The organism is Nocardioides sp. URHA0032 (genome assembly GCF_000620645.1).
GTDB lineage: Bacteria > Actinomycetota > Actinomycetes > Propionibacteriales > Nocardioidaceae > Nocardioides.
Map to the genome: position 1 here is coordinate 19096 of NZ_JIAV01000021.1, position 25448 is coordinate 44543.

The window sequence follows — 25448 nt, forward strand, 5'->3', positions numbered from 1 at the left end:
GTCAGCTGCGGCTGCTGCTGGATCCCATGCTGGCGTCGATTGTGGGCATCGAACCGGCGGTTTGGGGAGAGGTGGGCCCGAGAAAACCCGAGCCGGTCTTGACCTCTGATGCCCATTTCCCGGACCGGCGTAACTTCCGGTCTGAACAGGCGTTTTCCCTGAATTCTGGAACGTGTTCCAGGTGGAGATGAAGGGCGCCCCCGGCAGGATTCGAACCTGCGGCACCTGGTACCGGAAACCAGTGCTCTATCCCCTGAGCTACGGAGGCATCGCCCCGCGGTGCGGGACTGGCAGAACCCTACAGCCGACCCGCGGCCACGCTGCAATCGGATCTGCCATCGGGTCTGCATCGGACCGAGAGCCCGTTGCCGCTCGTCCCACCGCCGATATCGGTGCGGGTCCGCGGCCGGTGCGCCGATACCCTTGGCCGGTGACTCCCGAGCAGCTCTCCACCGCGATCGCCGACGTGCTGACGACGCTGTCCGACGAGGGTGCCATCACCCTGCCGGACGGCGCCCTGACGAGCGTGACGGTGGAGCGCCCGCGACAGAAGGGACACGGCGACTACGCCACCAACGTCGCCCTCCAGCTCGGCAAGCGGGCGGGCATGAACCCGCGCGATCTCGCGGCCCTGGTCCGGGAGCGCCTCGAGCGGACCGACGGGATCGCCGGGGTCGACATCGCCGGCCCGGGCTTCCTCAACATCACCGTCGCGGCCGGCGCCCAGGGCATCGTGGCGGCGCAGATCGTCGACGCCGGCGCGTCGTACGGCGCGAGCGACCTCCTCGCGGGGGAGAAGATCAACCTCGAGTTCGTGTCCGCGAACCCCACCGGTCCACTGCACCTCGGCGGGGTGCGGTGGGCCGCGGTGGGCGACGCCCTCGGCCGGGTCTTCGAGATGGCCGGGGCGGAGGTGACCCGGGAGTACTACTTCAACGACCACGGCGCGCAGATCGACCGGTTCAGCCGATCGCTGCTGGCCAGCGCCAAGGGGGAGCCGGCACCCGAGGACGGGTACGGCGGCGACTACATCCACGAGATCGCGAACGCCGTGGTCGCCAAGCGCCCCGAGGTCAAGGACCTGCCGGACGACCAGGCCCAGGAGGTGTTCCGGGCCGAGGGCGTCGAGATGATGTTCGCCGAGGTGAAGCAGAGCCTCCACGACTTCGGTGTGGACTTCGACGTCTACTTCCACGAGGACGACCTGCACCGGAGCGGGGCCGTGCAGCGGGCCGTGGACCGGCTGACCGAGCTCGGCAACACCTACGAGAAGGACGGCGCCCTCTGGCTCGCGACCGAGAAGTTCGGTGACGACAAGGACCGGGTGATCATCAAGTCCGACGGGCAGGGCGCCTACCTGTCCGGCGACCTGGCGTACTACCTGGACAAGCGGGAGCGCGGCTTCGACCGCTGCTTCATCATGCTGGGCGCGGACCACCACGGCTACGTCGGCCGGATGATGGCGATGTGCGCCGCGTTCGGCGACACCCCCCACGTGAACCTCGAGATCCTGATCGGCCAGCTGGTCAACCTGGTCCGCGACGGTGAGCCGCTGCGGATGTCGAAGCGCGCCGGCAACGTGATCAGCATCGACGACATCGTCGGCGCGATCGGCGTCGATGCGACCCGGTACGCGATGGCGCGTTACAGCAGCGACTCCAACATCGACATCGACCTCGACCTCTGGGCGAAGGCGTCGAACGACAACCCGGTGTTCTACGTGCAGTACGCCCACGCCCGGGTGTCGGGGATCCTGCGCAACGCCGGCGACCTCGGCATCGCCTGGTCCACGGCCGACTTCGACCCGAGTCTCCTCTCGCACGAGCGCGAGGGCGACCTGCTGCGGTCGCTGGCCGAGTTCCCGCGGGTCGTCTCGGCTGCCGCGGAGCTGCGCGAGCCGCATCGGGTCGCGCGGTACCTCGAGGACATGGCGGGGGTCTACCACCGGTTCTACGACAACTGCCGGGTGCTGCCGATGGGCGACGAGGAGACGAGCGACCTGCACCGGGCCCGCCTGGTCCTGGTCGCCGCCACCCGGACGGTGCTGGCCAACGGGCTGGGCCTGCTCGGGGTCTCCGCGCCCGAGCGGATGTGAGAACCGCATGAGCACGACCCACGAGGCCGGTTGGGCGCACGCGTCCGGAGCCCTGCGCGGCCCGGCCTGGCTGCGCCAGCCCGTCGACCCCAACGCGCTGGTCCCGCAGCTCTGGTCGATGACCGCGCACAAGGCCGGCGGCGAGCTGCACGTCGGTGGGCTGTCGGTCCCCGAGCTCGTCGCGAACGTCAACACCCCGGCGTACGTCCTCGACGAGGCTGACTTCCGCGCCAGGGCGCGGGCCTTCCGCGACGCGTTCGCGGCGTACGACGTCTTCTACGCTGGCAAGGCGTTCCTCTGCACCGCGGTCGCGCAGTGGGTGCACGAGGAGGGACTCAGCCTGGACGTCTGCTCGGACGGCGAGCTCACGGTGGCGCTGCGGGCGGGCTTCGACCCGGCGCGGATCGGCTACCACGGCAACAACAAGTCGCTGGTGGAGCTGCGCCGCGCGGTCGCCGCCGGCGTCGGCCGGATCGTCGTCGACTCGTTCGACGAGATCTCCCGGCTCGAGACGATCACCGCCGAGGCTGGGATGACCGCTCGCGTCATGGTCCGCGTGACGGCCGGCGTCGAGGCGCACACCCACGAGTACATCGCGACCGCGCACGAGGACCAGAAGTTCGGCTTCTCGATCACCTCGGGAGATGCCCTCGAGGCGGTACGACGGGTCGAGGCCGCGCCGGGCATCGAGCTGCTCGGCCTTCACTCGCACATCGGCAGCCAGATCTTCGACTCCTCCGGCTTCGAGGTCGCCGCCCGGCGCGTGCTCGCGCTCCAGGCGCGCATCTCCGACGAGCTCGGGGTCACGCTGCCCGAGCTGGACCTCGGCGGCGGCTTCGGCATCGCGTACACCACCCAGGACGACCCCTCCGACCCGGCGCAGCTCGCGACCGAGATGACCAAGATCGTCGAGCACGAATGCCGGGCGCTGGGCATCCCCGAGCCGCGGCTCTCCGTCGAGCCCGGCCGGGCGATCGTCGGCCCGGCGATGTGCACCGTCTACACGATCGGCACGGTCAAGGCGGTGCAGCTCGACGGCGGCGCCGTCCGCAGCTATGTCTCCGTCGACGGCGGGATGAGCGACAACATCCGCACCGCCCTGTACGACGCCGACTACTCCTGCACGCTCGTCAACCGAGTGTCGGACGCGCCGCCGGTGCTGTCGAGGGTGGTCGGCAAGCACTGCGAGGCGGGTGACGTCGTGGTGAAGGACGAGTTCCTCCCCGGCGACCTCGCGCCGGGCGACCTGCTGGCGGTGCCGGGCACCGGGGCGTACTGCCGCTCGATGGCCTCCAACTACAACCACGCCCTGCGGCCGCCGGTGGTCGCGGTGCGGGACGGGGTCGCGCGCGTCGTGGTCCGCCGCGAGACTGAGGACGACCTGTTGGCAACGGACATGGGTGATGCGTCGTGAAGGAGAGTGCCAAGCCGCTCAAGGTGGCCGTGCTGGGCTGTGGCTCGGTCGGCTCCCAGGTGGTGCGGCTGCTCGGCGAGCAGGCGGGCGACCTCGCCGCGCGCGTCGGCGCCCCGGTCGAGCTGGTCGGCGTCGCCGTACGGCGGCTGGACGCCGCCCGCGACGTCGAGGTCCCCGAGGGCCTGCTGACCACGGACGCGATCGGCCTCGTCACGCGCGAGGACGTCGACCTGGTCGTCGAGGTGATCGGCGGCATCGAGCCGGCCCGGTCCCTGATCCTCGCCGCGCTGGAGAGCGGGGCCTCGGTCGTCACGGCCAACAAGGCGCTGCTCGCCGAGGACGGCCCGACGCTGTTCGAGGCCGCGGAGAAGGCCGGCCGCGACCTCTACTACGAGGCCGCCGTCGCCGGCGCGATCCCGATCCTGCGTCCGTTGCGGGAGTCCCTGGCCGGTGACCGCGTGACCCGCGTGCTCGGCATCGTCAACGGCACCACCAACTTCATCCTCGACAAGATGGACTCCTCGGGGGCCGGCTTCGCGGAGGCGCTCGAGGAGGCCCAGGACCTCGGCTACGCCGAGGCCGACCCGACCGCCGACGTCGAGGGGTTCGACGCCGCCGCCAAGGCCGCGATCCTCGCGTCGCTGGCGTTCCACTCGCGCGTCACCGCCGCGGACGTCTACCGCGAGGGCATCACGGAGGTCACGGCCGCCGACGTGCAGTCGGCCGTGGAGATGAACAGCGTGGTCAAGCTGCTCGCGATCGCGGAGCTCCGGGCCGGGCCCGGGGGAGAGGACGCGGTCGCCGTCCGCGTGCACCCGGCGATGATCCCGAGGTCGCACCCGCTCGCGTCGGTGCGCGAGGCGTACAACGCGGTCTTCGTGGAGTCCGAGGCGGCCGGCCAGCTGATGTTCTACGGCCCGGGCGCCGGTGGCGCGCCGACCGCCTCGGCGGTCCTCGGCGACCTCGTCACGATCGCCCGCAACCGCCTCGCGGGCACTCGCGGCGCCGGCGAGTCGGCGTACGCCGACCGGGCGGTGCTGCCGATGGGGAAGACGATCACCCGCTACCACGTCGCGATCGACGTCGACGACCGCGCGGGCGTGCTGGCCGCGGTCGCGACCGCCTTCGCCGAGAACGGCGTCTCGATCCAGACGGTGCGCCAGGAGGGCCGCGGCCTGGACGCCCAGCTCGTCGTGGTCTCGCACGAGTCGACCGACGCGCAGCTCGGCGCGACCGTCGAGCACCTGCGCAGCATGGACATCGTCCGGGAGGTCACCTCGGTGATGCGGGTCGAAGGAGCATCGGAATGAGTCGGACCCACCAGTGGCGCGGGGTCATCGAGGAGTACCGCGACCTCCTCCAGATCCCCGAGGGCACCACGGCGGTCACGCTCCGCGAGGGCGGCACGCCGCTGGTGTTCTCGGAGTGGCTGTCCGGCCTGACCGGCGCCGAGGTCTGGCTCAAGGTCGAGGGCGACAACCCGACCGGCTCGTTCAAGGACCGCGGCATGACCGCGGCGATCTCGGTCGCCAGGCACGACGGCGCCGCCGCGGTCGTGTGCGCTTCGACGGGCAACACCTCGGCCTCGATGGCGGCGTACGCCGCGAAGGCCGGGCTCAAGCCGCTCGTGCTGGTGCCCGAGGGCAAGATCGCCGCCGGCAAGATGGCGCAGGCGATCCTGCACGGCGCCCAGGTGATCATGGTCCGCGGCAACTTCGACGACTGCCTGGCGATGGCCAAGGGGCTGGCGTGGGACTACCCGGTCGCGCTCGTGAACTCGGTCAACCCGATCCGGCTCGAGGGCCAGAAGACGGCTGCCTTCGAGATCGTCGACTTCCTCGGTGACGCACCCGACTACCACCTGCTCCCGGTCGGGAACGCCGGCAACATCTCGGCGTACTGGCTCGGCTACACGCAGTACGCCGGCGCCGGCCTGGCCACCAGGACCCCCGTGATGCGCGGCTTCCAGGCCGAGGGCGCGGCCCCGCTGGTGACCGGCGAGCCGTTCCCGGACCCGGAGACCCGGGCGACCGCGATCCGGATCGGCAACCCGGCGTCCTGGAAGCTCGCCGAGGCCGCCCGGGACGAGTCCGGCGGCCGGTTCGCGGCCGTCAGCGACGGGCAGATCCTCGCGGCGCAGCGCGAGCTCGCCGCGCACGACGGCGTCTTCGTCGAGCCGGCGTCCGCGGCCGGCGTCGCGGGCCTGCTCCAGGAGCTGGCCGGTGGCGAGTCCTATCGGGGCGCGACGGTCGCGATCACCGTCACCGGGCACGGCCTCAAGGACACCGCCACGGCCCTGGAGGGCTTCACCGAGAGCGGCGGCACCATCGTCGACACGGTCGTCGACGTCGACGTGGCCGCCGCGGCCGAGGCCGCCGGGCTGGCGTGAGGATGACCAGGTTCGTCGAGGGCCCGGTCCGCGTCTCGGTCCCGGCGACGTCCGCCAACCTCGGTCCCGGCTTCGACTCCCTCGGCCTCGCGCTCGACCTGCGCGACGACCTCGAGGCCGAGGTGACGGGCTCCGGGCTCGAGGTCACCGTGTCCGGCACGGGAGCGGGCGACGTCCCGTTGGACGAGTCGCACCTCGTGGTGCGGTCGATGCGGGCGGCGTTCGACCTGGCCGGCGTGCAGCCGCCGGGGCTGCGGCTGTCCTGCACGAACGTGATCCCCCACGCGCGCGGCCTGGGATCCTCGTCGGCCGCGATCGTCGCGGGCGTCGTGCTCGCGCGCGGGCTCGTCGCGGGCGGGTCGCTGCTCGTGGACGACGACGCGCTGTTCCGGCTCGCCGCCACCCTCGAGGGTCATCCCGACAACGTGGCACCGGCGCTGTACGGCGGCTTCGTCATCTCCGGCCGGGACGGGCTGGCCGACGGAGACTTCTACGCGGTCCGCTCATCCGTCGACCCGCGGATCGAGGCAGTCGTCCTGGTCCCCCCGACCCCGGTCTCGACCGAGGTCGCCCGCGGCCTGCTGCCCGCCGGGGTGCCGCACGCGGATGCCGCGGCCGACGCGGGCCGCGCGGCGCTGCTCGTCGCGGCGCTCGCCGGCCAGCCGGAGCACCTGTTGCGCGGGACCCGCGACTACCTGCACCAGGACCACCGCCGCCCCGCGATGCCGGAGTCGCTGGCCCTGGTCGACGCGCTCCGGGCGGACGGCGTACCGGCCATCGTGTCGGGGGCCGGACCCACGGTGCTGGCGTTCACCGACGCGGGCGGCGCCCCGAGGCTGCTGGCGCGCTGTCCGGACGGCTGGGCGGCGCACCACCTGCGGATCGACCGGGACGGCGCGCGGCTGGGTTGATACCGGCGTCGCGGCCGGCCCGGTGTATCTTGGTGGAGCGCCCGAGCTCTCGGTGCGACCTCCTCCTCATCCACGTGCGACCTCGCTGTCGCGCACCCGCGACTGCCTTCTGATCGCAGCCCGGCGGATGTGGAGGCAGCGACCGATGCCGCCGCCCCGGAGCCGGGACGGCGAGATACGTGGGAAGGACCTCACGTGACGGAGACCGTCGAATCCACCACCGCCCCCGGCGACGAGAAGCCGGCGAAGAAGCGCGGTGGGGGGCTCAACTCCATGCTGCTGGCCGACCTCAAGTCGATGGCCGGAGGCATGGGGATCCCCGGTGCGGGATCGATGAAGAAGGCCCAGCTGGTCGAGGCGATCAAGGCCCACCAGTCGGGGGGCGGCCGGCCCTCCGAGCAGGAGCGCGAGCCGAAGTCCGAGCAGCGCCCGGAGGCGAAGCAGGACCGGCAGCGCCAGCCGAGGTCCGAGCCGAAGTCCGAGCCGACGTCCGAGCCCCGGCAGGACCAACGGCAGGACCAGCGCGACCGCCAGAAGCAGGAGGCGCCCCAGCAGGACCGGTCCCAGCAGGACCGGCGGCCGGACAAGCAGGACCAGCAGGAGAGGAACCAGGGCGGCCAGCAGGACCGCAGCCAGGACCGCGGCCAGGACCGCAGCCAGGACCGCGGCGGTCAGCAGGGCCGGAACCAGGACCGCAGCCAGGACCGCGGGGGCCAGGACCGCGGGGGCCAGGACCGCGGCGGCCAGGACCGTAGCGGCCAGGACCGGAACCAGGACCGGAGCAGCCAGGACCGCAACCAGGACCGCAACCAGGACCGGAACCAGGACCGGAACCAGGACCAGGGCGGCCAGGGCCAGGCCGACCTCGGCGAGGACGGCCAGGGCAGCCGCCGGAACCGGCGGCGCCGGGGCCGCGACCGGGAGCGGCCGGCGGGGAGCGGGCGCAACGAGCCCGACACCACGATCCTCGACGACGACGTCCTGGTGCCGGCCGCGGGCATTCTCGACGTGCTCGACAACTACGCGTTCGTTCGCACCAGCGGCTACCTGCCCGGCAGCGATGACGTCTACGTCTCGCTCTCGATGGTTCGCAAGTACGGCCTGCGCCGCGGTGACGCGCTGGTCGGCCAGGTGCGTCAGCCCCGCGAGGGCGAGCGCAAGGAGAAGTTCAACCCGATGGTCCGCATCGACAGCGTCAACGGCGCGGACCCGGAGGCGGCGAAGAACCGCGTGGACTTCGCCAAGCTGGTCCCGCTGTACCCCTCGGACCGGCTGCGCCTCGAGACGACGCCGGACAACCTGATCGGGCGGGTCATCGACATCGCCGCCCCCATCGGCAAGGGCCAGCGCGGCCTGATCGTGTCGCCCGCCAAGGCCGGCAAGACGATCATCATGCAGTCGATCGCGAACTCGATCACGACGAACAACCCCGAGGTCCACCTGATGGTGGTGCTCGTCGACGAGCGCCCCGAGGAGGTCACCGACTTCGAGCGCTCGGTCAAGGGAGAGGTCATCTCCTCGACCTTCGACCGCCCGGCGAGCGACCACACGATGGTCGCCGAGCTCGCCATCGAGCGCGCAAAGCGGCTGGTGGAGCTCGGCCACGACGTGGTCGTGCTGCTCGACGGCATCACCCGCCTCGGTCGGGCCTACAACCTGGCGGCGCCCGCGAGCGGGCGGATCCTCTCGGGCGGCGTCGACTCCGCGGCGCTCTACCCACCGAAGAAGTTCTTCGGTGCGGCCCGCAACATCGAGAACGGCGGCTCCCTGACCATCCTCGCGACCGCGCTGATCGAGAGCGGCTCGAAGATGGACGAGGTGATCTTCGAGGAGTTCAAGGGCACCGGGAACATGGAGATCCGGCTGCGGCGCGACTTCGCCGACAAGCGGCTGTTCCCGGCGATCGACGCCGTCCAGTCCGGTACCCGGCGCGAGGAGCTCTTGATGAGCAAGGAGGAGCTCCAGATCGTCTGGAAGCTGCGCCGGGTGCTCTCCGGGCTCGACGGGCAGCAGGCGCTCGAGCTGCTGCTCGAGCGCCTGAAGAAGTCGCAGACCAACATCGAGTTCCTCATGCAGGTGCAGAAGACCACGCCGACCCCGAGCGGCGGGCGCGAGGACTGACAGATACGCCGGAAGGGCCGTTCCCCGGGGGAGCGGCCCTTCTGCTTCGCGGGGAGCCGATCGGGGCTAGGCTGCGACGCACACCGATCGAAGGGGGACGAGTGGCCCGGATCCTGGTCGCGGACGACGACGTCGACATCCGCGAGCTCGTGGAGTTCAAGCTGTCCACGCTCGGGCACGACGTCGTGGCGGTGTCCGACGGGGCGGCGGCGATCGACGCCTGCCAGGCCGAGCGGCCCGACCTCGCGGTGCTGGACGTCATGATGCCGGGTGTGTCCGGGCTCGATGCGATCCGCGCGATCCGGGCGGACCCGGCGCTGGCCGATCTCCCCGTCATCCTGCTCACCGCCCGGGCCCAGGAGTCCGACGTGGAGACGGGCTTCGACTCCGGTGCGGACGACTACATCACCAAGCCGTTCAGCCCCCGCGAGCTCGCCTCGCGGGTGCAGGCACTGCTCACCCGGTCCGGCTGAGCGACTGGCGCATTCCCGAGATCCCGGGAGTCCTCCGGCGGTACCCTGCCGCTGAGGGGGGTATGGCGTCATGGGTGGAGGGCGTCCGGTCGCGCGGCTGGTCTCGCCCGTCATCGTCCGTCTGGGGGCGATGGCGGCGGTGATGGCCCTCATCGCCGTGCTCGGAGTCGTGCTGTCGACGACCGCGGTCGACGACCTGACCCGGGAGCTCCAGCCGGCCGCCGCGGCGAACCAGAGCGTCTACCAGGACCTCACCGACATGTCGGCCGCCGTCGAGTCGTGGGGCGGCACCGGCACCAGGGCCGCCGCCGACGACTACGAGCAGGCGCTGGTCCGGCTGCCGGCGGACGAGCAGGCGGCGCGGCGGTTCGCCCAGGGCGACAGCGAGCTGGAGCTGCTGATGGTGCGCCAGGAGCGGGCCGCGGAGGAGTGGATCTCGACGTACGCCGCCCCGCGGATGAAGACCGACGGAGGGGAGCCCGCCCCGCCCCAGCAGGTGAAGACCGGGAGCCAGCTGTTCGACTCGATCCGGAGCGCGCACCAGGCCACGACCGAGGCCTTCGACAGCCGGGTCCGGGCGTCGAGCACCGCGGCGTCGTACCGCCTGAAGGGCACGATCCTGGCGGTGGTGCTGCTGGCGGCTGTCGCCTGGTGGCTGCTCTCGCGGTCGCGACGGAAGCTGATGTCCGAGCTGTCGCAGCCGCTGCTGGACCTCGAGAAGGTCGTGCAGCAGATGGCGAAGCACGACCACGAGGTGCGGGCCCGGCTGGCCGGGCCGAAGGAGGTGCAGGCGGTCGCGTCCGCGCTCAACGAGTTCGCCGACGCGCAGGGTCGGGCTCGAGCCGTCGAGGGACGGATCCAGAGCGAGCTGCGCAGCCTGGACACCGCGCGGGACGACTTCGTCTCGAACGTGTCGCACGAGCTGCGCACGCCGCTCACCACCATCGCCGGCTACCTGGAGCTGGTCGCCGAGGAGTTCGAGGACGACCTGCAGCCGCGTCACGAGCGGATGCTCGAGGCCACCCGCCGCAACGTCACCCGCCTCAAGACCCTCATCGACGACCTGCTCGCGCTCTCTCGCGCCGAGGGTCGAGCCTCCGAGATGGAGCCCGTCGACCTGGCGCTGCTGGTGCGCGAGGTCGTCACCGACATCCGGATCACCGCGGCCCGGCGCAACATCCACGTCGGCGTGGACACCCCCGAGGACGTCGTACCGGTGCTGGCCGACCGCGCGATGCTGCACCGGGCGTTCCTCAACCTGCTCACCAACGCGGTGAAGTTCAGCCACGACGGCGGCACCGTCGAGGTGGGGCTGCAGCGCTCCGGCGCGACCGTCGAGGTGACCATCGCCGACCACGGGATCGGCATCCCGGCCGCCGAGATCGACCGGCTGGGCACCCGCTTCTTCCGCGCCTCGAACGCCGTCTTCAACGAGATCGCCGGCACCGGCCTGGGCCTGCGCATCATGCAGACGATCATCGACAAGCACGACGGGGACGTCGTCATCGACTCCGTGGAGGGCCAGGGGACCACCGTCGCGGTACGCCTCACCCTGCACCCCGACCGGATGCCCGCCCCGCTGCCGCACGAGCTGCTCGCCGCCGAGGAGGCCGCGGCCGCCGCTGCGCACGCTCCCGAGCCCGAGATCGACCCCTCCGTGCCGCGGATCGTGCCGGCGTTCACGCGCCGGGTCTGACCCGCCTCCGGGCGTGACCGTCGTTGTCGGGTGCCGCTGGTCCACCAGGCGATGCAGGGAAGCCGTCACTTCCCCGGGCGTGCACACCGTGGGGAGTGCGGGCTCGCCCACGGACCATGGTGAACCGGTGGCAAGAGTGGCTGAAGTGGCTGCGCGGAGCCACCGACCCCGGAGCGCACCCCACCGTCCGGGCCCGAGGAACAACGCCGATTACCCCGGCGTTCTGACCCATGACACAATCGTGTGCTGGCTCCGGTTCACGCCACCTCGTAGGGAGGGGCGACCCGGCGGCCGAGGAGAGGACAGCATGAAGAAGGACATCCACCCGGAGTACGTCGAGACCCAGGTGACCTGCACCTGCGGCGCTCAGTTCACCACCCGCAGCACGGCCACGTCGGGCTCGATCCACGCCGACGTCTGCTCGCAGTGCCACCCGTTCTACACCGGCAAGCAGAAGATCCTCGACACCGGCGGCCGCGTCGCCCGCTTCGAGGCCCGCTACGCCAAGAAGGCTGCTGACGCCAAGAAGTAGCTGTCTCCGAGCGCCGGTTCCTGCCCACGGGGCAGGGCCGGCGCTCGTCTTCTGTCCGCAGTCGCCAGCAGGAGGGTCTCGATGTTCGAAGCCGTCGAGGGCATGCTCGCCGAGCACGCCGAGCTCGAGCAGCGCCTCGGCGCTCCCGAGACGCACGCGGACGCCCGGCTGGCCAAGCAGCTGAACCAGCGGTACGCCGCGCTCTCGTCGATCATCGGCGCCTGGCGCGAGCTGACCGGGCTGGTCGACGACGCCGAGGCGGCCCGCGAGCTCGCCGCCGAGGACCCGTCGTTCGCCGACGAGGCCGAGGCGCTGGAGCGGCGCCGTCACGGCGCCGAGGAGCGCCTGCGCCGGCTGCTGGTCCCGCGCGACCCGACCGACGACAAGGACGCGATCCTCGAGGTGAAGTCCGGGGAGGGCGGGGAGGAGTCCGCGCTGTTCGCGGGCGACCTGCTGCGCATGTACACCCGGTACGCCGAGGCGCGCGGCTGGAAGGTGGAGATCCTGGACGCCGCGGAGTCCGACCTGGGCGGCTACAAGTCGGTCACCGTCGCGGTGAAGGCCAAGGGCACCCCGCCGCCCGGCGAGGCGCCGTACGCACTGCTCAAGTTCGAGGGCGGCGTGCACCGCGTGCAGCGGGTGCCGGTCACCGAGTCGCAGGGCCGGGTGCACACCAGCGCCGCCGGCGTGCTCGTGCTGCCCGAGGCCGAGCAGGTCGACGTCCAGCTCGACGAGAACGACCTCCGGATCGACGTCTTCCGCTCCAGCGGCCCCGGCGGTCAGAGCGTCAACACGACGGACTCCGCGGTTCGGATCACGCACCTGCCGACCGGCATCGTCGTGAGCTGCCAGAACGAGAAGTCGCAGCTGCAGAACAAGGAGCAGGCACTCCGGATCCTGCGCTCACGGCTGCTCCAGGCAGCCCAGGAGACCGCCGACGCCGAGGCCGGCGAAGCCCGCCGCAGCCAGGTTCGCACCGTCGACCGGTCCGAGCGGATCCGCACCTACAACTTCCCCGAGAACCGGATCTCCGACCACCGGACCGGCTACAAGGCCTACAACCTCGACCAGGTCCTGGACGGCGACCTCCAGCCGGTGCTCGACTCGTGCGTCGAGGCCGACCTGGCTGCCCGGCTCGGCGCCCTCGAGCAGTGACCGAGCGCCGCGAGCTGCTCGCCGCCGCCACTGCGCAGCTGCGAGCGGCCGGGGTCGCGAGCCCCGAGCACGACGCGGCGGAGCTGCTCGCGCACGTGCTCGGCACCAGCCGCAGCCACCTGGCGCTGGTCGACGTCGTCACGCCCTCGACCGCGGAGGAGTACGCCGGCCTGGTGGACCGCCGCGCGCGCCGGGAGCCGCTCCAGCACCTGACCGGGGTCGCCTGGTTCCGCCACGTCGAGCTCGCGGTCGGTCCCGGTGTGTTCGTGCCCCGGCCGGAGACCGAGCTGCTGGCAGGGTGGGCGATCGAGCGGGCGGCCGAGGGGTCGGTCGTCGTGGACCTCTGCACCGGCTCCGGTGCGATCGCGAAGGCGGTGAAGGACGAGGTGCCGGGCGCCGAGGTCCACGCGGTCGAGCTGGACGAGTCGGCGTACGCCTGGGCCGAGCGCAACCTGGCCGGCACCGGCGTCGACCTGCGCCAGGGCGACTTCGCGACCGCGTTCGACGACCTGGCCGGCACGGTGGACGTGATCACCTGCAACCCGCCGTACGTCCCCCTCGAGGCGTGGGAGTCGGTGGCGCCCGAGGCGCGCGACCACGACCCGCACCTCGCCCTGTTCTCCGGCGCCGACGGCCTCGACGCGATCCGGGTCCTCGAGCACCGGGCCGGGGTGCTGCTGAGGCCCGGGGGAGTGGTCGGCTTCGAGCACGCCGACGTGCAGGGCGAGTCCGCCCCGGCGGTGTTCGCCGGGAGCGGCCGGTGGGTCGACGTACGCGACCACCGCGACCTGGCAGGTCGGCCACGCCACACGACCGCGCGACTGGCACGATGACCTCTGTGAGTGACCGATACCCCACCGGCACCGCGGAGGAGCGCGAGGAGGCCGTCGAGGCCGCCAGCCTCGCCGTGCAGCGCGGCGATCTCGTGGTGCTCCCGACCGACACCGTGTACGGCATCGGTGCCGACGCCTTCGACCCGGCCGCCGTTCGCGGCCTGCTGGCGGCCAAGGGGCGCGGCCGCGAGATGCCGCCGCCGGTGCTGGTCAGCGCGGTCACCACGCTCGACGCCCTCGCCACCCGGGTGCCGGGCTACGCCCGCGCCCTGGTCGAGGCGTTCTGGCCCGGTCCGCTCACCGTCGTGTGCCACCAGCAGACCTCGCTGCAGTGGGACCTCGGGGACACCCGCGGCACCGTCGCCGTCCGGATGCCCGACCACGAGGTCGCCCGCGAGATCCTCGAGCGCACCGGCCCGCTGGCGGTGAGCTCCGCGAACCGGACCGGCATGCCGGCCGCCACCGACGCCGACCAGGCCGAGGAGATGCTCGGTGACTCGGTCGCGGTCATCGTCGACGCCGGGGAGTCCCCGGGCGGCCAGGCCTCCACCATCATCGACTGCACCGGCACCGAGGGCCGGGTCCTCCGCCGCGGTGCGCTGTCCCTCGAGCAGCTGAACGTGGTGCTCGAGCCGCTGGGCGCCGCCCTCACGGACGAAGGCTGAGGCGTTGCGGGAGTACCTCCTCGTCTTCCTCGTCGCCGCAGCGGCGACCTACCTGCTCACGGTGATCGCGCGGGAGATCGCGCTGCGCACCGGCGCGGTGGCGAAGGTGCGCGACCGCGACGTCCACGCGGTGCCGATCCCCTACCTCGGCGGACTGGCCATGCTCGGCGGCCTGGTCGCGGCGTACGTCGTCGCCCGGCAGCTGCCGTTCCTGTCCCAGAGCGGCCCCCTGGTCTTCCGCGACGCCGGGATCGTGCTCGTGGCCGGTGCGCTGATCTGTGCGGTCGGGGTGCTCGACGACCTCTTCGAGCTGGACGCGTTCACCAAGCTCGGGGGCCAGGTGCTGGCCGCGGGCTTCCTCATCGCCTTCGGCATCCAGTACTACTTCTTTCCCGGCCCCGGCGACGTGCAGTACACGATCGACCCGGCGCAGCGCGCGCTGCTCACCGGCTTCATCGTCGTGGCGACCGTGAACGCCGTGAACTTCGTCGACGGGCTCGACGGCCTGGCGGCCGGCGTGGTCGGCATCGGCGCCGCGGCGTTCTTCGTCTACTGCTACCAGCTCTCCAGCTTCAACAACCTCTCCCTGGCGACCACCGGAGCCCTGCTGAGCGCAGCGCTCGCCGGCGCGTGCGCGGGCTTCCTGCCCCACAACTTCCATCAAGCGCGGTTGTTCATGGGGGACAGCGGGTCGATGCTGATCGGCCTGGTGCTCTCGGCCAGCTCGGTCACGCTCACCGGCCAGTTCTCGCCGAGCCAGATCACCGAGGGCGCGGCAGGCTCCCAGGCGAGCCTGCTGCCCACGCTGCTGCCCCTGCTGCTGCCGATCTCGATCCTCGTCGTCCCGATCCTCGACCTGATGCTCGCGGTCGTGCGCCGCACCCGGGCCGGCCGCTCGCCGTTCGCCCCGGACAAGCAGCACCTGCACCACCGGCTCCTCGAGATCGGCCACTCCCATCGCCGCGCCGTGCTGATCATGTGGATGTGGGCCGCCCTGGTCGCCTTCGGCACGGTGCTGATCAGTCTCTACAGCGACGAGGCGTCGATGTGGCTCGCGCTGGCGGTGCTCGCCGCGCTCACCATCGGCGCGACGTTCCTGCTGCCCAAGCTGCACCGTCCGAGGGCGGCGCTCGCGGAGGAGTGAGCACACCCCGGTTTCGAGGGTCCCGAACGCTTGTGCTAACTTTCACAAGCACCGCCCGACACGACGACAGAACGGCCGCCGACCATGACGACCGCGACGATCCGGACCCCGGTCCCGCCCCTGGTCAGGGGCGCGTCGGGCTGTGGTAGTTTCGCGCAGTCGCCGGTTGACGACAGGTGGGCCACTTCCCGTGCCCGCCTCCCCGGCGTGTTCTTCCCTGCCAACAAATGTGCCGATGACGCTTCCGAAGAATGGGACCTGGGTGGATGGCCGATGAGCGCTCCGATGCCGGTCTGCGAGGCCGTGACCTCGTCGGCCTCGGGGGCCTGCTCGCCGGTGCCGTCATCGCCGGTCTCGTCATCGGCTACCTCGTCGACCAGGCGGCCGGCACCTCGCCCGTCTTCGTCCTGGTCGGCATCGGCCTGGGCATCCTCGCCGGCTGCGCCGGCTTCGTCGTCAAGGTCCGTGCCGCCCTTCGGGGGTGAGCCCCGGTGAGCACGATCGAGACGAGCACGGAGACGAGCACCGAGATGAGCACCGAGATGAGCGAGCCCACCCAGCCGGGCACGGCGTCGGTCTGGCGCGTGGTCAGGGACCAGCGCAAGATCGGTGGCGTCGCAGTCGGCCTGATGGTCGCCAGCTTCTGGATCGTCGGCCAGCTCGGCGAGTGGCGGCTGGCCGGCTGCATCGCCGGCGGCGTCCTCTTCGGCCTGGTCAACCACCTGGCCACCGAGTACTGGCTGCTGAAGACGATCACGTCCGGTGAGCAGCCCACCCGCAACCAGATGGTGATGTCCACGGTGGTCCGGCTGACGGTCCTCACGGTGGTCGCCGTCGGCGTCGCCGTGGTGTTCTGGCCCGACGGCATCGGCCTGCTGCTCGGCCTCGCCATCTTCCGGCTCATCGCCCTGGTGATGACCACGATCCCGCTGCTGAAGGAGCTGAAGAATCCATGACCGGCCTGCTGCCGCTGTCGTCGTCGGACATCACGATCGGCGAGCACAAGACCGTCGTGTGGCTCGGGATGACGTTCAACATCGACACGATCATCTCGACGCTCGTGGCGGGCGGCCTCGTGCTGCTGCTCGGCTTCTGGGTGGTCCGGCAGATGAAGAGGACCACCGAGGACCACGTCCCCACCAAGACCCAGATGCTGTGGGAGGCGGTCGTCGGCGAGGTGAACAAGCAGGTCGAGGACAACCTCGGCAAGGTGCACCCGTTCGTCGCACCGCTCGCGATCTCGCTGTTCTTCTTCATCCTGTTCGCGAACTGGCTCGAGCTGCTCCCGACCGAGCTCAACCACGACACGCACCTGCTCCCGGCACCGACCGCGGACACGAACCTGACCTACGCCCTCGCCGCGGTCACGATGCTCAGCGTGTGGACCTACGGCATCCGCCAGAAGGGCTGGAAGGGCTACTTCCGGCACTTCGCCGAGCCGTTCCCCGTGCTGCTGCCGCTCAACATCCTCGAAGAGCTGATCAAGCCGATCACCCTCGCGCTCCGGCTCTTCGGCAACATCTTCGCCGGCGGCATCATGCTCGCGCTGATCGGCCTGATCCCGATCTACGCGCTCTGGGCGCCGAACCTGCTCTGGAAGGCGTTCGACGGCGTCATCGGCGTCATCCAGGCCTTCATCTTCGCGCTCCTGACCGTGCTCTACTTCGCGATGGCCGGTGCCGGCCACGAGGAGCACGAGATCCACGAGAAGTACGAGGACGAGCAGCGCGAGAAGCAGGCCCGCGAGGCCGCCCCCGCACCAGCGCACTGACCCAGGTGGTCGGGCGTTCACAGAGGTAACCGATGCGCCACTCCCCGGCGCGAAATCAAGGAGAGAAGTTCAATGGCAGCAGTTCAGGGATCCGACATCACCCTCGCCGGTGCCTTCATCGGTGGTGGCATCGCCCTCGCCGGTGGCGCGATCGGTGCCGGTATCGGTGACGGCCTGGCCGGTTCGTCGTACATCGAGGGTGTCGCCCGTCAGCCGGAGGCCCAGGGCCGCCTGCAGACGATCTTCTTCCTGACGGTGGGTCTGGTCGAGGCGATGTTCTTCATCAACCTCGCGTTCATGGCGCTCTTCGTCTTCGTCCTCGGCTGACCTGGGGCCCCCGCCCCGTCCGTTACGAAGAAACAAAGGAACCCAACGATGGCAAGCGTTGCGATCACTCCCATGGAGAGCAACTTCCTCGTACCGAACGCCACGTTCTTCGTGGAGCTGGCGGCGTTCTTGCTGCTGCTGTTCCTGCTGGCCAAGTACGTCATCCCGCCGATCAACCGCGCGATGACGGCTCGCCAGGAGGCGATCCGCGCAGAGTTCGCCGAGCTCGACGAGGCCAAGTCCGAGGCCCACGCGGCCGAGGAGGAGTTCAAGTCGCAGATCGCCGACGCGCGCCACGAGGCCGCGCGGATCCGCGAGGAGGCGCGCGAGCAGGGCGCCCAGATCATCGCGGAGATGCGGGAGCAGGCGAACACCGAGGCCGCTCGGATCGTCGAGCACGCCCACGCGCAGATCGAGGCGGACCGCAAGGCCGCGATGGCGCAGCTGCGCAGCGAGGTCGGCATGCTCGCGACCACGCTCGCCGGCCGGATCGTCGGGGAGTCCCTCGACGACGACGTCCGCCAGACCCGGGTGGTCGACCGGTTCCTGACGGAGCTGGAAGGCGCCAGCTGATGGATCTGCGAGGAGCATCGGCCGACTCCCTCCGGGAGCTCAGCACCGAGCTCGACAGCGCCCTCCGGGCGGGTTCGCACGCGGACCAGGTGGCCGGTGAGCTGTTCACCGTCGCCCAGCTGCTGCGCGACGAGCCGGCGCTGCGCCGCGTCGCCAGCGACGCCTCGCTGCCGGCGGAGCCCAAGCAGGGCCTGGTCACCCAGGTCCTCGACGGCAAGGTCGACGCTCTCACCCTGGGAGTGGTCGTGAAGGCGGCCGGCCTGCGGTGGACCTCGAGCCGGGACCTCGCGGACGCCCTGGAGCGCCTCGGCGAGCTGACGGTCGTCATGTCGGTCGGCAGCGACGCCGACAAGCTCGCCGACGAGATCTTCGCCCTCAGCGGCATGGTCACGGGCCACCCCGAGCTGCGCGACGCGCTCTCGAACCCGGCCCGCGACCGAGCGGACAAGGAGGCGCTGCTCGACGACGTGCTCGGCGGCAAGGTCCTCCCGGCGACGCTCGCGCTGGCGAAGCAGTCGCTGGCCGGCACCTACCGGACCGTGACCGCGGCGCTCGAGAACTACCGCAAGGTGGCGGCGGACGCCAAGGGCGAGTACGTCGCCACGGTGCGCGTCGTCGCCCCGCTCAGCGACGACGACCGCAAGCGCCTGACCCGGGCGCTCGGCCAGCAGTACGGCCGCGAGATCCACGTCAACGAGATCGTCGACCCGACGGTCCTCGGCGGCATCCGCGTCGAGATCGGTGACGACGTGATCGACGGCACCGTGTCCAGCCGCCTCGACGACGCCCGGCGCAAGCTGGTCGGCTGACCGCGGTCCCGACGAGCTCGACCACCGATTCAGACTTCAGAAGAGACAAGAGAGTAGGGACAACGATGACGGAGCTTTCGATCCGTCCGGAGGAGATCCGCGACGCACTCCAGAAGTACGTCGCGGACTACCAGCCCGAGGCGGCCAGCAAGGAAGAGGTCGGCACCGTCGCCCAGACGGCGGACGGCATCGCGCGCGTCAGTGGCCTGCCGTCGGCGATGGCCAACGAGCTCCTGGAGTTCGAGGACGGCACGCTCGGCATCGCCCTGAACCTCGACACCCGCGAGATCGGTGTCGTCGTCCTCGGCGACTTCGACAAGATCGAGGAGGGCCAGGCGGTCCGCCGTACCGGCGAGATCCTCTCGGTCCCCGTGGGTGACAACTTCATGGGTCGCGTCATCGACCCGCTCGGGACCCCGATCGACGGCCTCGGCGAGATCCAGTCCGACACCCGTCGTGCCCTGGAGATCCAGGCTCCGACGGTGATGCAGCGCAAGTCGGTGCACGAGCCGCTCGCGACCGGCATCAAGGCGATCGACTCGATGACCCCGATCGGCCGCGGCCAGCGCCAGCTGATCATCGGTGACCGTGCGACCGGCAAGACCACGATCGCCATCGACACGATCATCAACCAGAAGCAGAACTGGGAGTCGGGCGACCCGACCAAGCAGGTCCGCTGCATCTACGTCGCGATCGGTCAGAAGGGCTCGACCATCGCCTCGGTGCGTGGCGCCCTCGAGGAGGCCGGCGCGCTCGAGTACACCACCATCGTCGCCTCGCCGGCGTCGGACAGCGCGGGCTTCAAGTACCTCGCGCCGTACACCGGCTCGGCCATCGGCCAGCAGTGGATGTACGACGGCAAGCACGTCCTGATCATCTTCGACGACCTGACCAAGCAGGCCGAGGCCTACCGCGCCGTGTCGCTGCTGCTGCGCCGCCCGCCGGGCCGCGAGGCCTACCCGGGCGACGTCTTCTACCTGCACAGCCGGCTGCTCGAGCGCTGCGCGAAGCTCTCCGACGACCTCGGTGCGGGTTCGATGACCGGCCTGCCGATCATCGAGACCAAGGCGAACGACGTGTCGGCGTACATCCCGACCAACGTCATCTCGATCACCGACGGCCAGATCTTCCTGCAGTCGGACCTGTTCGCGGCCAACCAGCGCCCGGCGATCGACGTCGGTGTGTCGGTGTCCCGCGTGGGTGGTGCGGCGATGACCAAGGCGATGAAGGCCGTGACCGGCTCGCTCAAGGTCGACCTCGCGCAGTACCGCGCGATGGAGGCCTTCGCGATGTTCGCGTCCGACCTCGACGCCGCCTCGCGCCAGCAGCTGGACCGCGGCCAGCGCCTGATGGCGCTGCTCAAGCAGCCGGCGTACTCGCCGTACCCGCTCGAGGAGATGACCGTCTCGCTCTGGATCGGCACCAGCGGCCGGCTCGACCGCGTGCCGACCGAGGACGTGCTGCGGTTCGAGCGCGAGTTCCTCGACTACCTGCGCCGCTCGCACGACGGCATCCTCTCGACGATCCGCGAGTCCCAGAAGTTCGAGGACGACACGGAGCAGTCGCTCGCGGGCGCCTACGACTCCTTCCTCGACCAGTTCGAGACCTCCGAGGGCGGCTCGATCAAGGTCGGCAACGAGCCCCAGGCCGAGGCGCTGGAGGACGAGGACGTCGAGCAGGAGCAGATCGTCAAGCAGAAGAGGTCCTGAACCATGGCTCTCTCGGTGCGCGAGTACCGGGCGCGGATCAGGTCGACGGAGTCGATGAAGAAGATCACCCGTGCCATGGAGCTCATCGCCGCGTCCCGGATCATCAAGGCGCAGCAGCGGGCGCAGTCGGCAGCGCCGTACGCCCGCGAGCTGACCCGTGCGGTCTCGGCCGTGGCGACGTACTCCAACGTCGACCACCCGCTGACGCGGGAGCCGGAGGACCCCAAGCGGGCTGCCGTGCTCATCGTGACCAGCGACCGCGGCCTGGCCGGCGCCTACTCCTCGAGCGTGCTCAAGGAGGCGGAGCGGCTCGCGGAGAAGCTCCGGAGCGAGGGCAAGGAGATCGACACCTACATCTGCGGCCGCAAGGGCGAGGCGTACTACAAGTTCCGTGGTCGCCCCGTCGTGCAGACGTGGACCGGGTTCTCCGACCAGCCGTCGTACGACGCGGCCCACGAGATCGGCAAGGCCCTGATCGAGGCGTTCCTCGCCGAGGACGGCGAGCACGCGGTGGACGAGGTCCACGTCGTCTTCACGCGCTTCCGCTCCATGCTGGTGCAGGAGCCGACCGACGTGCGGCTGCTGCCGCTGGAGGTCGTGGAGGGTGAGGAGCGACCCGACTCGGCCGAGGTGCTGCCGCTCTACGAGTTCGAGCCGTCGCCGGAGGCGGTCCTGGACGGGCTGCTCCCGCAGTACGTCCAGAGCCGGATCTTCTTCGCGCTGCTGCAGGCCGCGGCCTCCGAGCTCGCCGCCCGTCAGAAGGCGATGAAGTCCGCCACGGACAACGCCGACGAGCTCATCAAGAAGTACACCCGTATTGCCAACCAGGCCCGCCAGGCCGGCATTACCCAGGAAATCAGCGAGATCGTCGGTGGCGTCAACGCGCTGGCCGACGCCAACGCCGGGAATGAGTGAGAGACATGACTGCCACTGTTGAAGAGACCACGGAGACCGGCGCGGCTGGAGTCGGCCGGATCGCCCGGGTCATCGGCCCGGTCGTCGACATCGAGTTCCCCCTGGACTCGATGCCGGAGATGTACAACAAGCTCGAGACCGAGCTGGAGCTGGGCGGCGAGAAGTCCGTCCTGGCCCTCGAGGTCGCGCAGCACATCGGCGACGGCATGGTCCGCGCCATCTCGCTGCGCCCGACCGACGGCCTGGTCCGCGGCGCGCAGGTGACCGACACCGGTGGCCCGATCACCGTGCCGGTCGGCGACGCGACGCTCGGCCACGTGTTCAACACCCTCGGCGACTGCCTCAACCTCGAGGAGGGCGAGACGCTCGACGTCAAGGAGCGGTGGGGCATCCACCGCAAGGCGCCGGCGTTCGACCAGCTCGAGTCCAAGACGCAGATGTTCGAGACCGGCATCAAGGTCATCGACCTGCTGACGCCGTACGTGCAGGGCGGCAAGATCGGCCTCTTCGGTGGTGCCGGCGTCGGCAAGACCGTGCTCATCCAGGAGATGATCGCGCGCGTCGCGAAGGACCACGGTGGTGTGTCGGTGTTCGCCGGTGTCGGCGAGCGCACCCGTGAGGGCAACGACCTGATCGTCGAGATGGAGGAGGCCGGCGTCATCGGCCAGACCGCCCTCGTCTTCGGCCAGATGGACGAGCCGCCGGGCACCCGCCTGCGGGTCGCGCTGTCCGCCCTGACGATGGCGGAGTACTTCCGTGACGTGCAGAGCCAGGACGTGCTGCTGTTCATCGACAACATCTTCCGGTTCACCCAGGCCGGCTCCGAGGTCTCCACGCTGCTCGGCCGGATGCCGTCCGCGGTGGGCTACCAGCCCAACCTCGCCGACGAGATGGGCACGCTCCAGGAGCGGATCACGTCGACGCGCGGCCACTCGATCACCTCGATGCAGGCGATCTACGTGCCCGCCGACGACTACACCGACCCGGCGCCGGCGACCACGTTCGCGCACCTGGACGCGACCACCGAGCTCTCGCGCGAGATCGCGTCGCTCGGCATCTACCCGGCCGTGGACCCGCTGACCTCGACGTCGCGGATCCTGTCGGCCGAGTACATCGGCCAAGCGCACTACGACTGCGCGATCCGGATCAAGCAGATCCTGCAGCGCAACAAGGAGCTCCAGGACATCATCGCGATCCTCGGTGTCGACGAGCTCTCCGAAGAGGACAAGATCATCGTGTCCCGCGCTCGTCGCATCCAGCGGTTCCTGTCGCAGAACACCTACGTCGCCAAGCAGTTCACCGGCATCGAGGGCTCGACGGTCCCCGTCGGCGACACGATCGAGGCGTTCAACAAGATCGCGGACGGCGACTACGACCACGTGGCCGAGCAGGCCTTCTTCATGTGCGGCGGTCTGGACGACGTCGAGAAGAAGTGGGCCGAGATCCAGAAGACCCTCTGATGGCTGACAACGACCAGCTGCAGGTCGAGCTCGTCGCGGCCGACCGGACCGTGTGGTCCGGTCAGGCCACGATGGTCGTCGCCAAGACGGCGGACGGTGACATCGGCGTACTGCGCAACCACATGCCGGTGCTCTCCCTGCTCGTCGACGGGGTCGTCGAGATCACGCCGGTCGACGGCGACAAGCTGTTCGCCGCCGTCGACGGCGGCTTCCTGTCGGTCGCGCACAACCGCGTCTCGGTGCTGTCGCAGCACGCGGTCCTCTCCGCGGAGATCGACGTCGACGCAGCGCGCTCGGAGCTGGAGTCGGCCGGGTCCGACTCCGACGACGAGGACGCCGCGGTCCGCGCCCGGCGCGCCGACGCCCGGATCCGGGCGGTCGAGCGCGCGTCCTGATCCACCGCTGATCCGCCGCTGATCCACCGCTGATCCACCGCTGACCCGTCGTCCGTCCGGCGCCGGGGTGCCGCTAAGGTGTGCACCCCGGGCTGGATGGAGGCATGGATGCCGGTGTGGCAGTGGCTGCTCGACGCGGCCGGCGTGCTGCTCGGTGTCGTCCTGCTCTTCGGCCTGGGCCTGATCGTCCGCCGCCGCCTGCTGTCCCGCCACGGCGGCACCTTCGAGCTCAGCTACCGCGTCCGGTCTGTCAAGACCGGGCGCGGTTGGCTTCTCGGCCTCGGCCGCTACTCCGGGGAGTCCCTGGAGTGGTTCCGCTACTTCTCGCTCTGGCCGCGGCCGAAGCGGGTGCTCCAGCGCTCGCGGCTGACGTTCGCCGGACGCCGGGACCCCGAGGGGCCCGAGCAGATGTCGCTCTACCCCGACCACGTCGTCATCTCGTGCACGACGCCAGCCGGTCCCGTGGAGCTGGCCATGTCCGAGGGGTCGCTGATGGGCTTCCAGTCGTGGCTCGAGGCCGGGCCGCCCGGGACCGATTGGACCCGCGGCCCCCGCTGACGCCGAGTCGGCGCAGTCTCAGCTGAGACTGCGCCGACTCGGCGTCGGGGCACGCGTCAGGCAGTGGTCGCGCCGTCCTCGTGGAGCCGGGGGACCCGGTGGTTCGCCGCGAAGAGGCCGTGCGGGTCGACGGCGCTGCGGATCCCGGTCAGCTGGGTCCACACGTCCGCGCCGTAGATCGACCGGGCGTCGACCGGGTTCTCGGCGAAGTTGGCGTACTGGCGGCCGTTGTCGAACGGCGCGAGCGCCTCGCTCAGCCGCACCGCGTCGGCGTGCGCCTGGGCGCCCATCTCCGGGGTGGCCGCAATGCCGCCGCCGAAGCTGAGGAACTGCGCGTCGAGCCGGTTCAGCACGCCGCCACCCTCGTGGGGACGGCCGAGCGCCCCACCGAGCTGCCGCAGCTCGGCCATCAGCAGCGAGGTGGTCGCGTCCGGGCCGACGGCGCCGATGAACGCGTCCACGGCGGCGTCCGGGAAGGACCCGAGCATGACCGAGTCCGAGGCGAACGGCGCCCCGCCCTCCGGGTCCATGTGCAGCCGGACCAGCGACTTGGCGGGCACCCGGGCGAAGGTGTCCATGAACGGGTGCAGTGCACGCAGGCCGGCGAGCAGCTCCTCGCCGCGCTCGTCCGAGCCGAGCACCGCGCCGTCGATGACGACCAGCTCCTGGCCGCGCAGGAACTCCGGCAGGTCCGGCATCTCCGGGAGCCGCATCGCGCGGAAGGAGGTGGTGACCTCGTCCGGCGCGCCTGGCGCCCAGGCGGCCCAGTCGCGCAGCACCGGCTCGATGTCCTTCAGGTTCCACATCAGCATGCCGGCGTACGCCGTCTGGATGTCGAACATCTTGAACTCGAGAGCCGTGACGACCCCGAAGTTGCCGCCGCCGCCACGGACCGCCCAGAACAGCTCGCGGTTGTTCTCGGCGTCCGCGCGGACCAGGGTGCCGTCGGCGATCACGATCTCGACCGCGGTCAGGCTGTTGGTGGCCAGGCCGAGCCGGCGGGCGTACCAGCCGATGCCGCCGCCGAGCGAGTAGCCGGCGATGCCGACGTCGGGGGAGGAGCCGTGCAGGACGGCGCGTCCGTGGGCGGCGGCCGCGTCGACTGCGGGCTCCCAGATGGTGCCGCCCTCGACCCGCACGATGCCGCGGACCGGGTCGGCGATGGCGGAGGACATCTCGCTCGTGCGCACGATGACCACGTCGGCGAGGCCCTGGGCGGCCAGCGGGCCGGCGTTGTGGCCGGTGCTCTGCGGGGCGACCCGGAGGCCGCACTCGGCGGCGAGGCGGACGACGGTGGCGACCTCCGCGGCGGTGCGCGGAACCGCGACGGCGGCCGGGCGCTGGTCGACCGCGAAGTTCCACGCGACGCGAGCGGCGTCGTAGCCGGGGTCGCCGGGGACGTGCACGCGGCCGTCGAGGAGGCCGCGGAAGGTGTCGGCGGCGGTGGCGGTCCTCTGGGTGTCGAGGTCGATGGTCATGTGGTGACTCCTGGTTCGGTGTGAC

At 71.0% G+C, this 25448-nt stretch carries 25 protein-coding genes and 1 tRNA gene; 24 read left to right on the forward strand and 2 right to left on the reverse strand.

Annotated elements, in window-relative coordinates; translation table 11 throughout:
- Positions 1–195: 195 nt before the first annotated feature.
- Positions 196–268: transfer RNA gene (locus N538_RS0112215), tRNA-Arg, on the reverse strand.
- Positions 269–430: 162 nt separating this feature from the next.
- Here N538_RS0112215 and argS point away from each other — a divergent pair.
- The 24 genes from argS to N538_RS0112335 all read left to right on the forward strand — a co-directional run bounded on the left by argS (position 431) and on the right by N538_RS0112335 (position 23945).
- Positions 431–2095: an arginine--tRNA ligase gene (argS, locus tag N538_RS0112220; RefSeq protein WP_028637539.1), complete on the forward strand. Its 1665-nt coding sequence runs from the start codon at positions 431–433 to the stop codon at positions 2093–2095.
- A 7-nt stretch (positions 2096–2102) separates the two neighbouring features.
- Entirely contained in the window at positions 2103–3509 is a 1407-nt protein-coding gene (gene lysA / locus N538_RS0112225) for a diaminopimelate decarboxylase (protein WP_028637540.1), read from the forward strand.
- On the forward strand, positions 3506–4819 hold the full coding sequence (locus N538_RS0112230) for a homoserine dehydrogenase (protein WP_028637541.1): 1314 nt from the start codon (positions 3506–3508) through the stop codon (positions 4817–4819). Before lysA ends, N538_RS0112230 begins: the two co-directional genes overlap by 4 nt.
- Positions 4810–5898 carry a threonine synthase gene (gene thrC, locus N538_RS0112235; protein ID WP_231496214.1) on the forward strand — a complete coding sequence of 363 codons (1089 nt, stop codon included), beginning with the start codon at positions 4810–4812 and terminating at the stop codon, positions 5896–5898. Before N538_RS0112230 ends, thrC begins: the two co-directional genes overlap by 10 nt.
- A gap of 2 nt (positions 5899–5900) precedes the next feature.
- Positions 5901–6809, forward strand: a complete 909-nt coding sequence (gene thrB, locus N538_RS0112240) for a homoserine kinase (protein WP_028637543.1) — start codon at positions 5901–5903, stop codon at positions 6807–6809.
- A 195-nt stretch (positions 6810–7004) separates the two neighbouring features.
- Positions 7005–8930, forward strand: a complete 1926-nt coding sequence (gene rho / locus N538_RS0112245) for a transcription termination factor Rho (protein ID WP_028637544.1) — start codon at positions 7005–7007, stop codon at positions 8928–8930.
- Positions 8931–9031: 101 nt separating this feature from the next.
- Positions 9032–9403, forward strand: coding sequence for a response regulator transcription factor (locus N538_RS0112250; protein WP_028637545.1), 372 nt, complete (start codon positions 9032–9034; stop codon positions 9401–9403).
- A gap of 70 nt (positions 9404–9473) precedes the next feature.
- On the forward strand, positions 9474–11099 hold the full coding sequence (locus tag N538_RS27425) for a sensor histidine kinase (protein WP_051549233.1): 1626 nt from the start codon (positions 9474–9476) through the stop codon (positions 11097–11099).
- 307 nt (positions 11100–11406) lie between these two features.
- Entirely contained in the window at positions 11407–11631 is a 225-nt protein-coding gene (gene rpmE / locus N538_RS0112260) for a 50S ribosomal protein L31 (RefSeq protein ID WP_028637546.1), read from the forward strand.
- An 81-nt stretch (positions 11632–11712) separates the two neighbouring features.
- Positions 11713–12786 (forward strand): peptide chain release factor 1, encoded by a 1074-nt coding sequence (prfA, locus tag N538_RS0112265; protein ID WP_028637547.1) that lies wholly within the window; start codon positions 11713–11715, stop codon positions 12784–12786.
- A complete protein-coding gene (gene prmC / locus N538_RS0112270) occupies positions 12783–13619 on the forward strand; it encodes a peptide chain release factor N(5)-glutamine methyltransferase (RefSeq protein ID WP_028637548.1) in 837 nt (278 codons plus the stop codon). Before prfA ends, prmC begins: the two co-directional genes overlap by 4 nt.
- On the forward strand, positions 13616–14284 hold the full coding sequence (locus tag N538_RS25145) for an L-threonylcarbamoyladenylate synthase (RefSeq protein ID WP_197025329.1): 669 nt from the start codon (positions 13616–13618) through the stop codon (positions 14282–14284). Before prmC ends, N538_RS25145 begins: the two co-directional genes overlap by 4 nt.
- Before the next feature lie 4 nt (positions 14285–14288).
- The gene (locus N538_RS0112280) at positions 14289–15428 is read left to right on the forward strand and encodes a glycosyltransferase family 4 protein (RefSeq protein ID WP_028637549.1); all 1140 of its coding nucleotides are present in this window, start codon (positions 14289–14291) and stop codon (positions 15426–15428) included.
- 266 nt (positions 15429–15694) lie between these two features.
- A complete protein-coding gene (locus N538_RS25150) occupies positions 15695–15913 on the forward strand; it encodes an AtpZ/AtpI family protein (protein ID WP_036570380.1) in 219 nt (72 codons plus the stop codon).
- Between the two features lie 6 nt (positions 15914–15919).
- Positions 15920–16384 (forward strand): ATP synthase subunit I, encoded by a 465-nt coding sequence (locus N538_RS0112290; protein ID WP_028637550.1) that lies wholly within the window; start codon positions 15920–15922, stop codon positions 16382–16384.
- On the forward strand, positions 16381–17199 hold the full coding sequence (gene atpB / locus N538_RS25155) for a F0F1 ATP synthase subunit A (protein ID WP_036570382.1): 819 nt from the start codon (positions 16381–16383) through the stop codon (positions 17197–17199). The genes N538_RS0112290 and atpB overlap by 4 nt, the downstream gene beginning before the upstream one ends.
- Before the next feature lie 72 nt (positions 17200–17271).
- Positions 17272–17526, forward strand: a complete 255-nt coding sequence (locus tag N538_RS0112300) for a F0F1 ATP synthase subunit C (RefSeq protein ID WP_028637551.1) — start codon at positions 17272–17274, stop codon at positions 17524–17526.
- Positions 17527–17598: 72 nt separating this feature from the next.
- A complete protein-coding gene (locus N538_RS0112305; RefSeq protein ID WP_231496207.1) occupies positions 17599–18099 on the forward strand; it encodes a F0F1 ATP synthase subunit B in 501 nt (166 codons plus the stop codon).
- The gene (locus tag N538_RS0112310; RefSeq protein ID WP_051549234.1) at positions 18099–18908 is read left to right on the forward strand and encodes a F0F1 ATP synthase subunit delta; all 810 of its coding nucleotides are present in this window, start codon (positions 18099–18101) and stop codon (positions 18906–18908) included. Before N538_RS0112305 ends, N538_RS0112310 begins: the two co-directional genes overlap by 1 nt.
- A gap of 65 nt (positions 18909–18973) precedes the next feature.
- Positions 18974–20617, forward strand: a complete 1644-nt coding sequence (gene atpA / locus N538_RS0112315) for a F0F1 ATP synthase subunit alpha (protein ID WP_028637554.1) — start codon at positions 18974–18976, stop codon at positions 20615–20617.
- Between the two features lie 3 nt (positions 20618–20620).
- Positions 20621–21532: a F0F1 ATP synthase subunit gamma gene (locus tag N538_RS0112320; RefSeq protein WP_028637555.1), complete on the forward strand. Its 912-nt coding sequence runs from the start codon at positions 20621–20623 to the stop codon at positions 21530–21532.
- Positions 21533–21537: 5 nt separating this feature from the next.
- Entirely contained in the window at positions 21538–22992 is a 1455-nt protein-coding gene (gene atpD / locus N538_RS0112325) for a F0F1 ATP synthase subunit beta (RefSeq protein WP_028637556.1), read from the forward strand.
- Positions 22992–23387, forward strand: coding sequence for a F0F1 ATP synthase subunit epsilon (locus N538_RS0112330; protein ID WP_028637557.1), 396 nt, complete (start codon positions 22992–22994; stop codon positions 23385–23387). Before atpD ends, N538_RS0112330 begins: the two co-directional genes overlap by 1 nt.
- Positions 23388–23495: 108 nt before the next feature.
- Positions 23496–23945 (forward strand): DUF2550 domain-containing protein, encoded by a 450-nt coding sequence (locus N538_RS0112335; protein WP_028637558.1) that lies wholly within the window; start codon positions 23496–23498, stop codon positions 23943–23945.
- Positions 23946–24001: 56 nt separating this feature from the next.
- Here the strand turns inward: N538_RS0112335 and N538_RS0112340 are convergent, their stop codons facing one another.
- On the reverse strand, positions 24002–25423 hold the full coding sequence (locus tag N538_RS0112340; protein WP_028637559.1) for an FAD-binding oxidoreductase: 1422 nt from the start codon (positions 25421–25423) through the stop codon (positions 24002–24004).
- Between the last annotated feature and the right edge of the window lie 25 nt (positions 25424–25448).

Bases quoted from the DNA above. Each gene is read 5' to 3' on its own strand.
- N538_RS27425 (WP_051549233.1), top strand. From the start codon at position 9,474: ATGGGTGGAGGGCGTCCGGTCGCGCGGCTGGTCTCGCCCGTCATCGTC.
- N538_RS0112320 (WP_028637555.1), top strand. From the start codon at position 20,621: ATGGCTCTCTCGGTGCGCGAGTACCGGGCGCGGATCAGGTCGACGGAG.
- N538_RS0112330 (WP_028637557.1), top strand. From the start codon at position 22,992: ATGGCTGACAACGACCAGCTGCAGGTCGAGCTCGTCGCGGCCGACCGG.
- thrB (WP_028637543.1), top strand. From the start codon at position 5,901: ATGACCAGGTTCGTCGAGGGCCCGGTCCGCGTCTCGGTCCCGGCGACG.
- prfA (WP_028637547.1), top strand. From the start codon at position 11,713: ATGTTCGAAGCCGTCGAGGGCATGCTCGCCGAGCACGCCGAGCTCGAG.
- lysA (WP_028637540.1), top strand. From the start codon at position 2,103: ATGAGCACGACCCACGAGGCCGGTTGGGCGCACGCGTCCGGAGCCCTG.
- atpD (WP_028637556.1), top strand. From the start codon at position 21,538: ATGACTGCCACTGTTGAAGAGACCACGGAGACCGGCGCGGCTGGAGTC.
- N538_RS0112310 (WP_051549234.1), top strand. From the start codon at position 18,099: ATGGATCTGCGAGGAGCATCGGCCGACTCCCTCCGGGAGCTCAGCACC.
- atpA (WP_028637554.1), top strand. From the start codon at position 18,974: ATGACGGAGCTTTCGATCCGTCCGGAGGAGATCCGCGACGCACTCCAG.
- rpmE (WP_028637546.1), top strand. From the start codon at position 11,407: ATGAAGAAGGACATCCACCCGGAGTACGTCGAGACCCAGGTGACCTGC.
- N538_RS0112305 (WP_231496207.1), top strand. From the start codon at position 17,599: ATGGAGAGCAACTTCCTCGTACCGAACGCCACGTTCTTCGTGGAGCTG.
- N538_RS25150 (WP_036570380.1), top strand. From the start codon at position 15,695: ATGGCCGATGAGCGCTCCGATGCCGGTCTGCGAGGCCGTGACCTCGTC.
- N538_RS0112335 (WP_028637558.1), top strand. From the start codon at position 23,496: ATGCCGGTGTGGCAGTGGCTGCTCGACGCGGCCGGCGTGCTGCTCGGT.
- atpB (WP_036570382.1), top strand. From the start codon at position 16,381: ATGACCGGCCTGCTGCCGCTGTCGTCGTCGGACATCACGATCGGCGAG.
- N538_RS0112300 (WP_028637551.1), top strand. From the start codon at position 17,272: ATGGCAGCAGTTCAGGGATCCGACATCACCCTCGCCGGTGCCTTCATC.
- N538_RS0112340 (WP_028637559.1), bottom strand. From the start codon at position 25,423: ATGACCATCGACCTCGACACCCAGAGGACCGCCACCGCCGCCGACACC.
- N538_RS25145 (WP_197025329.1), top strand. From the start codon at position 13,616: ATGACCTCTGTGAGTGACCGATACCCCACCGGCACCGCGGAGGAGCGC.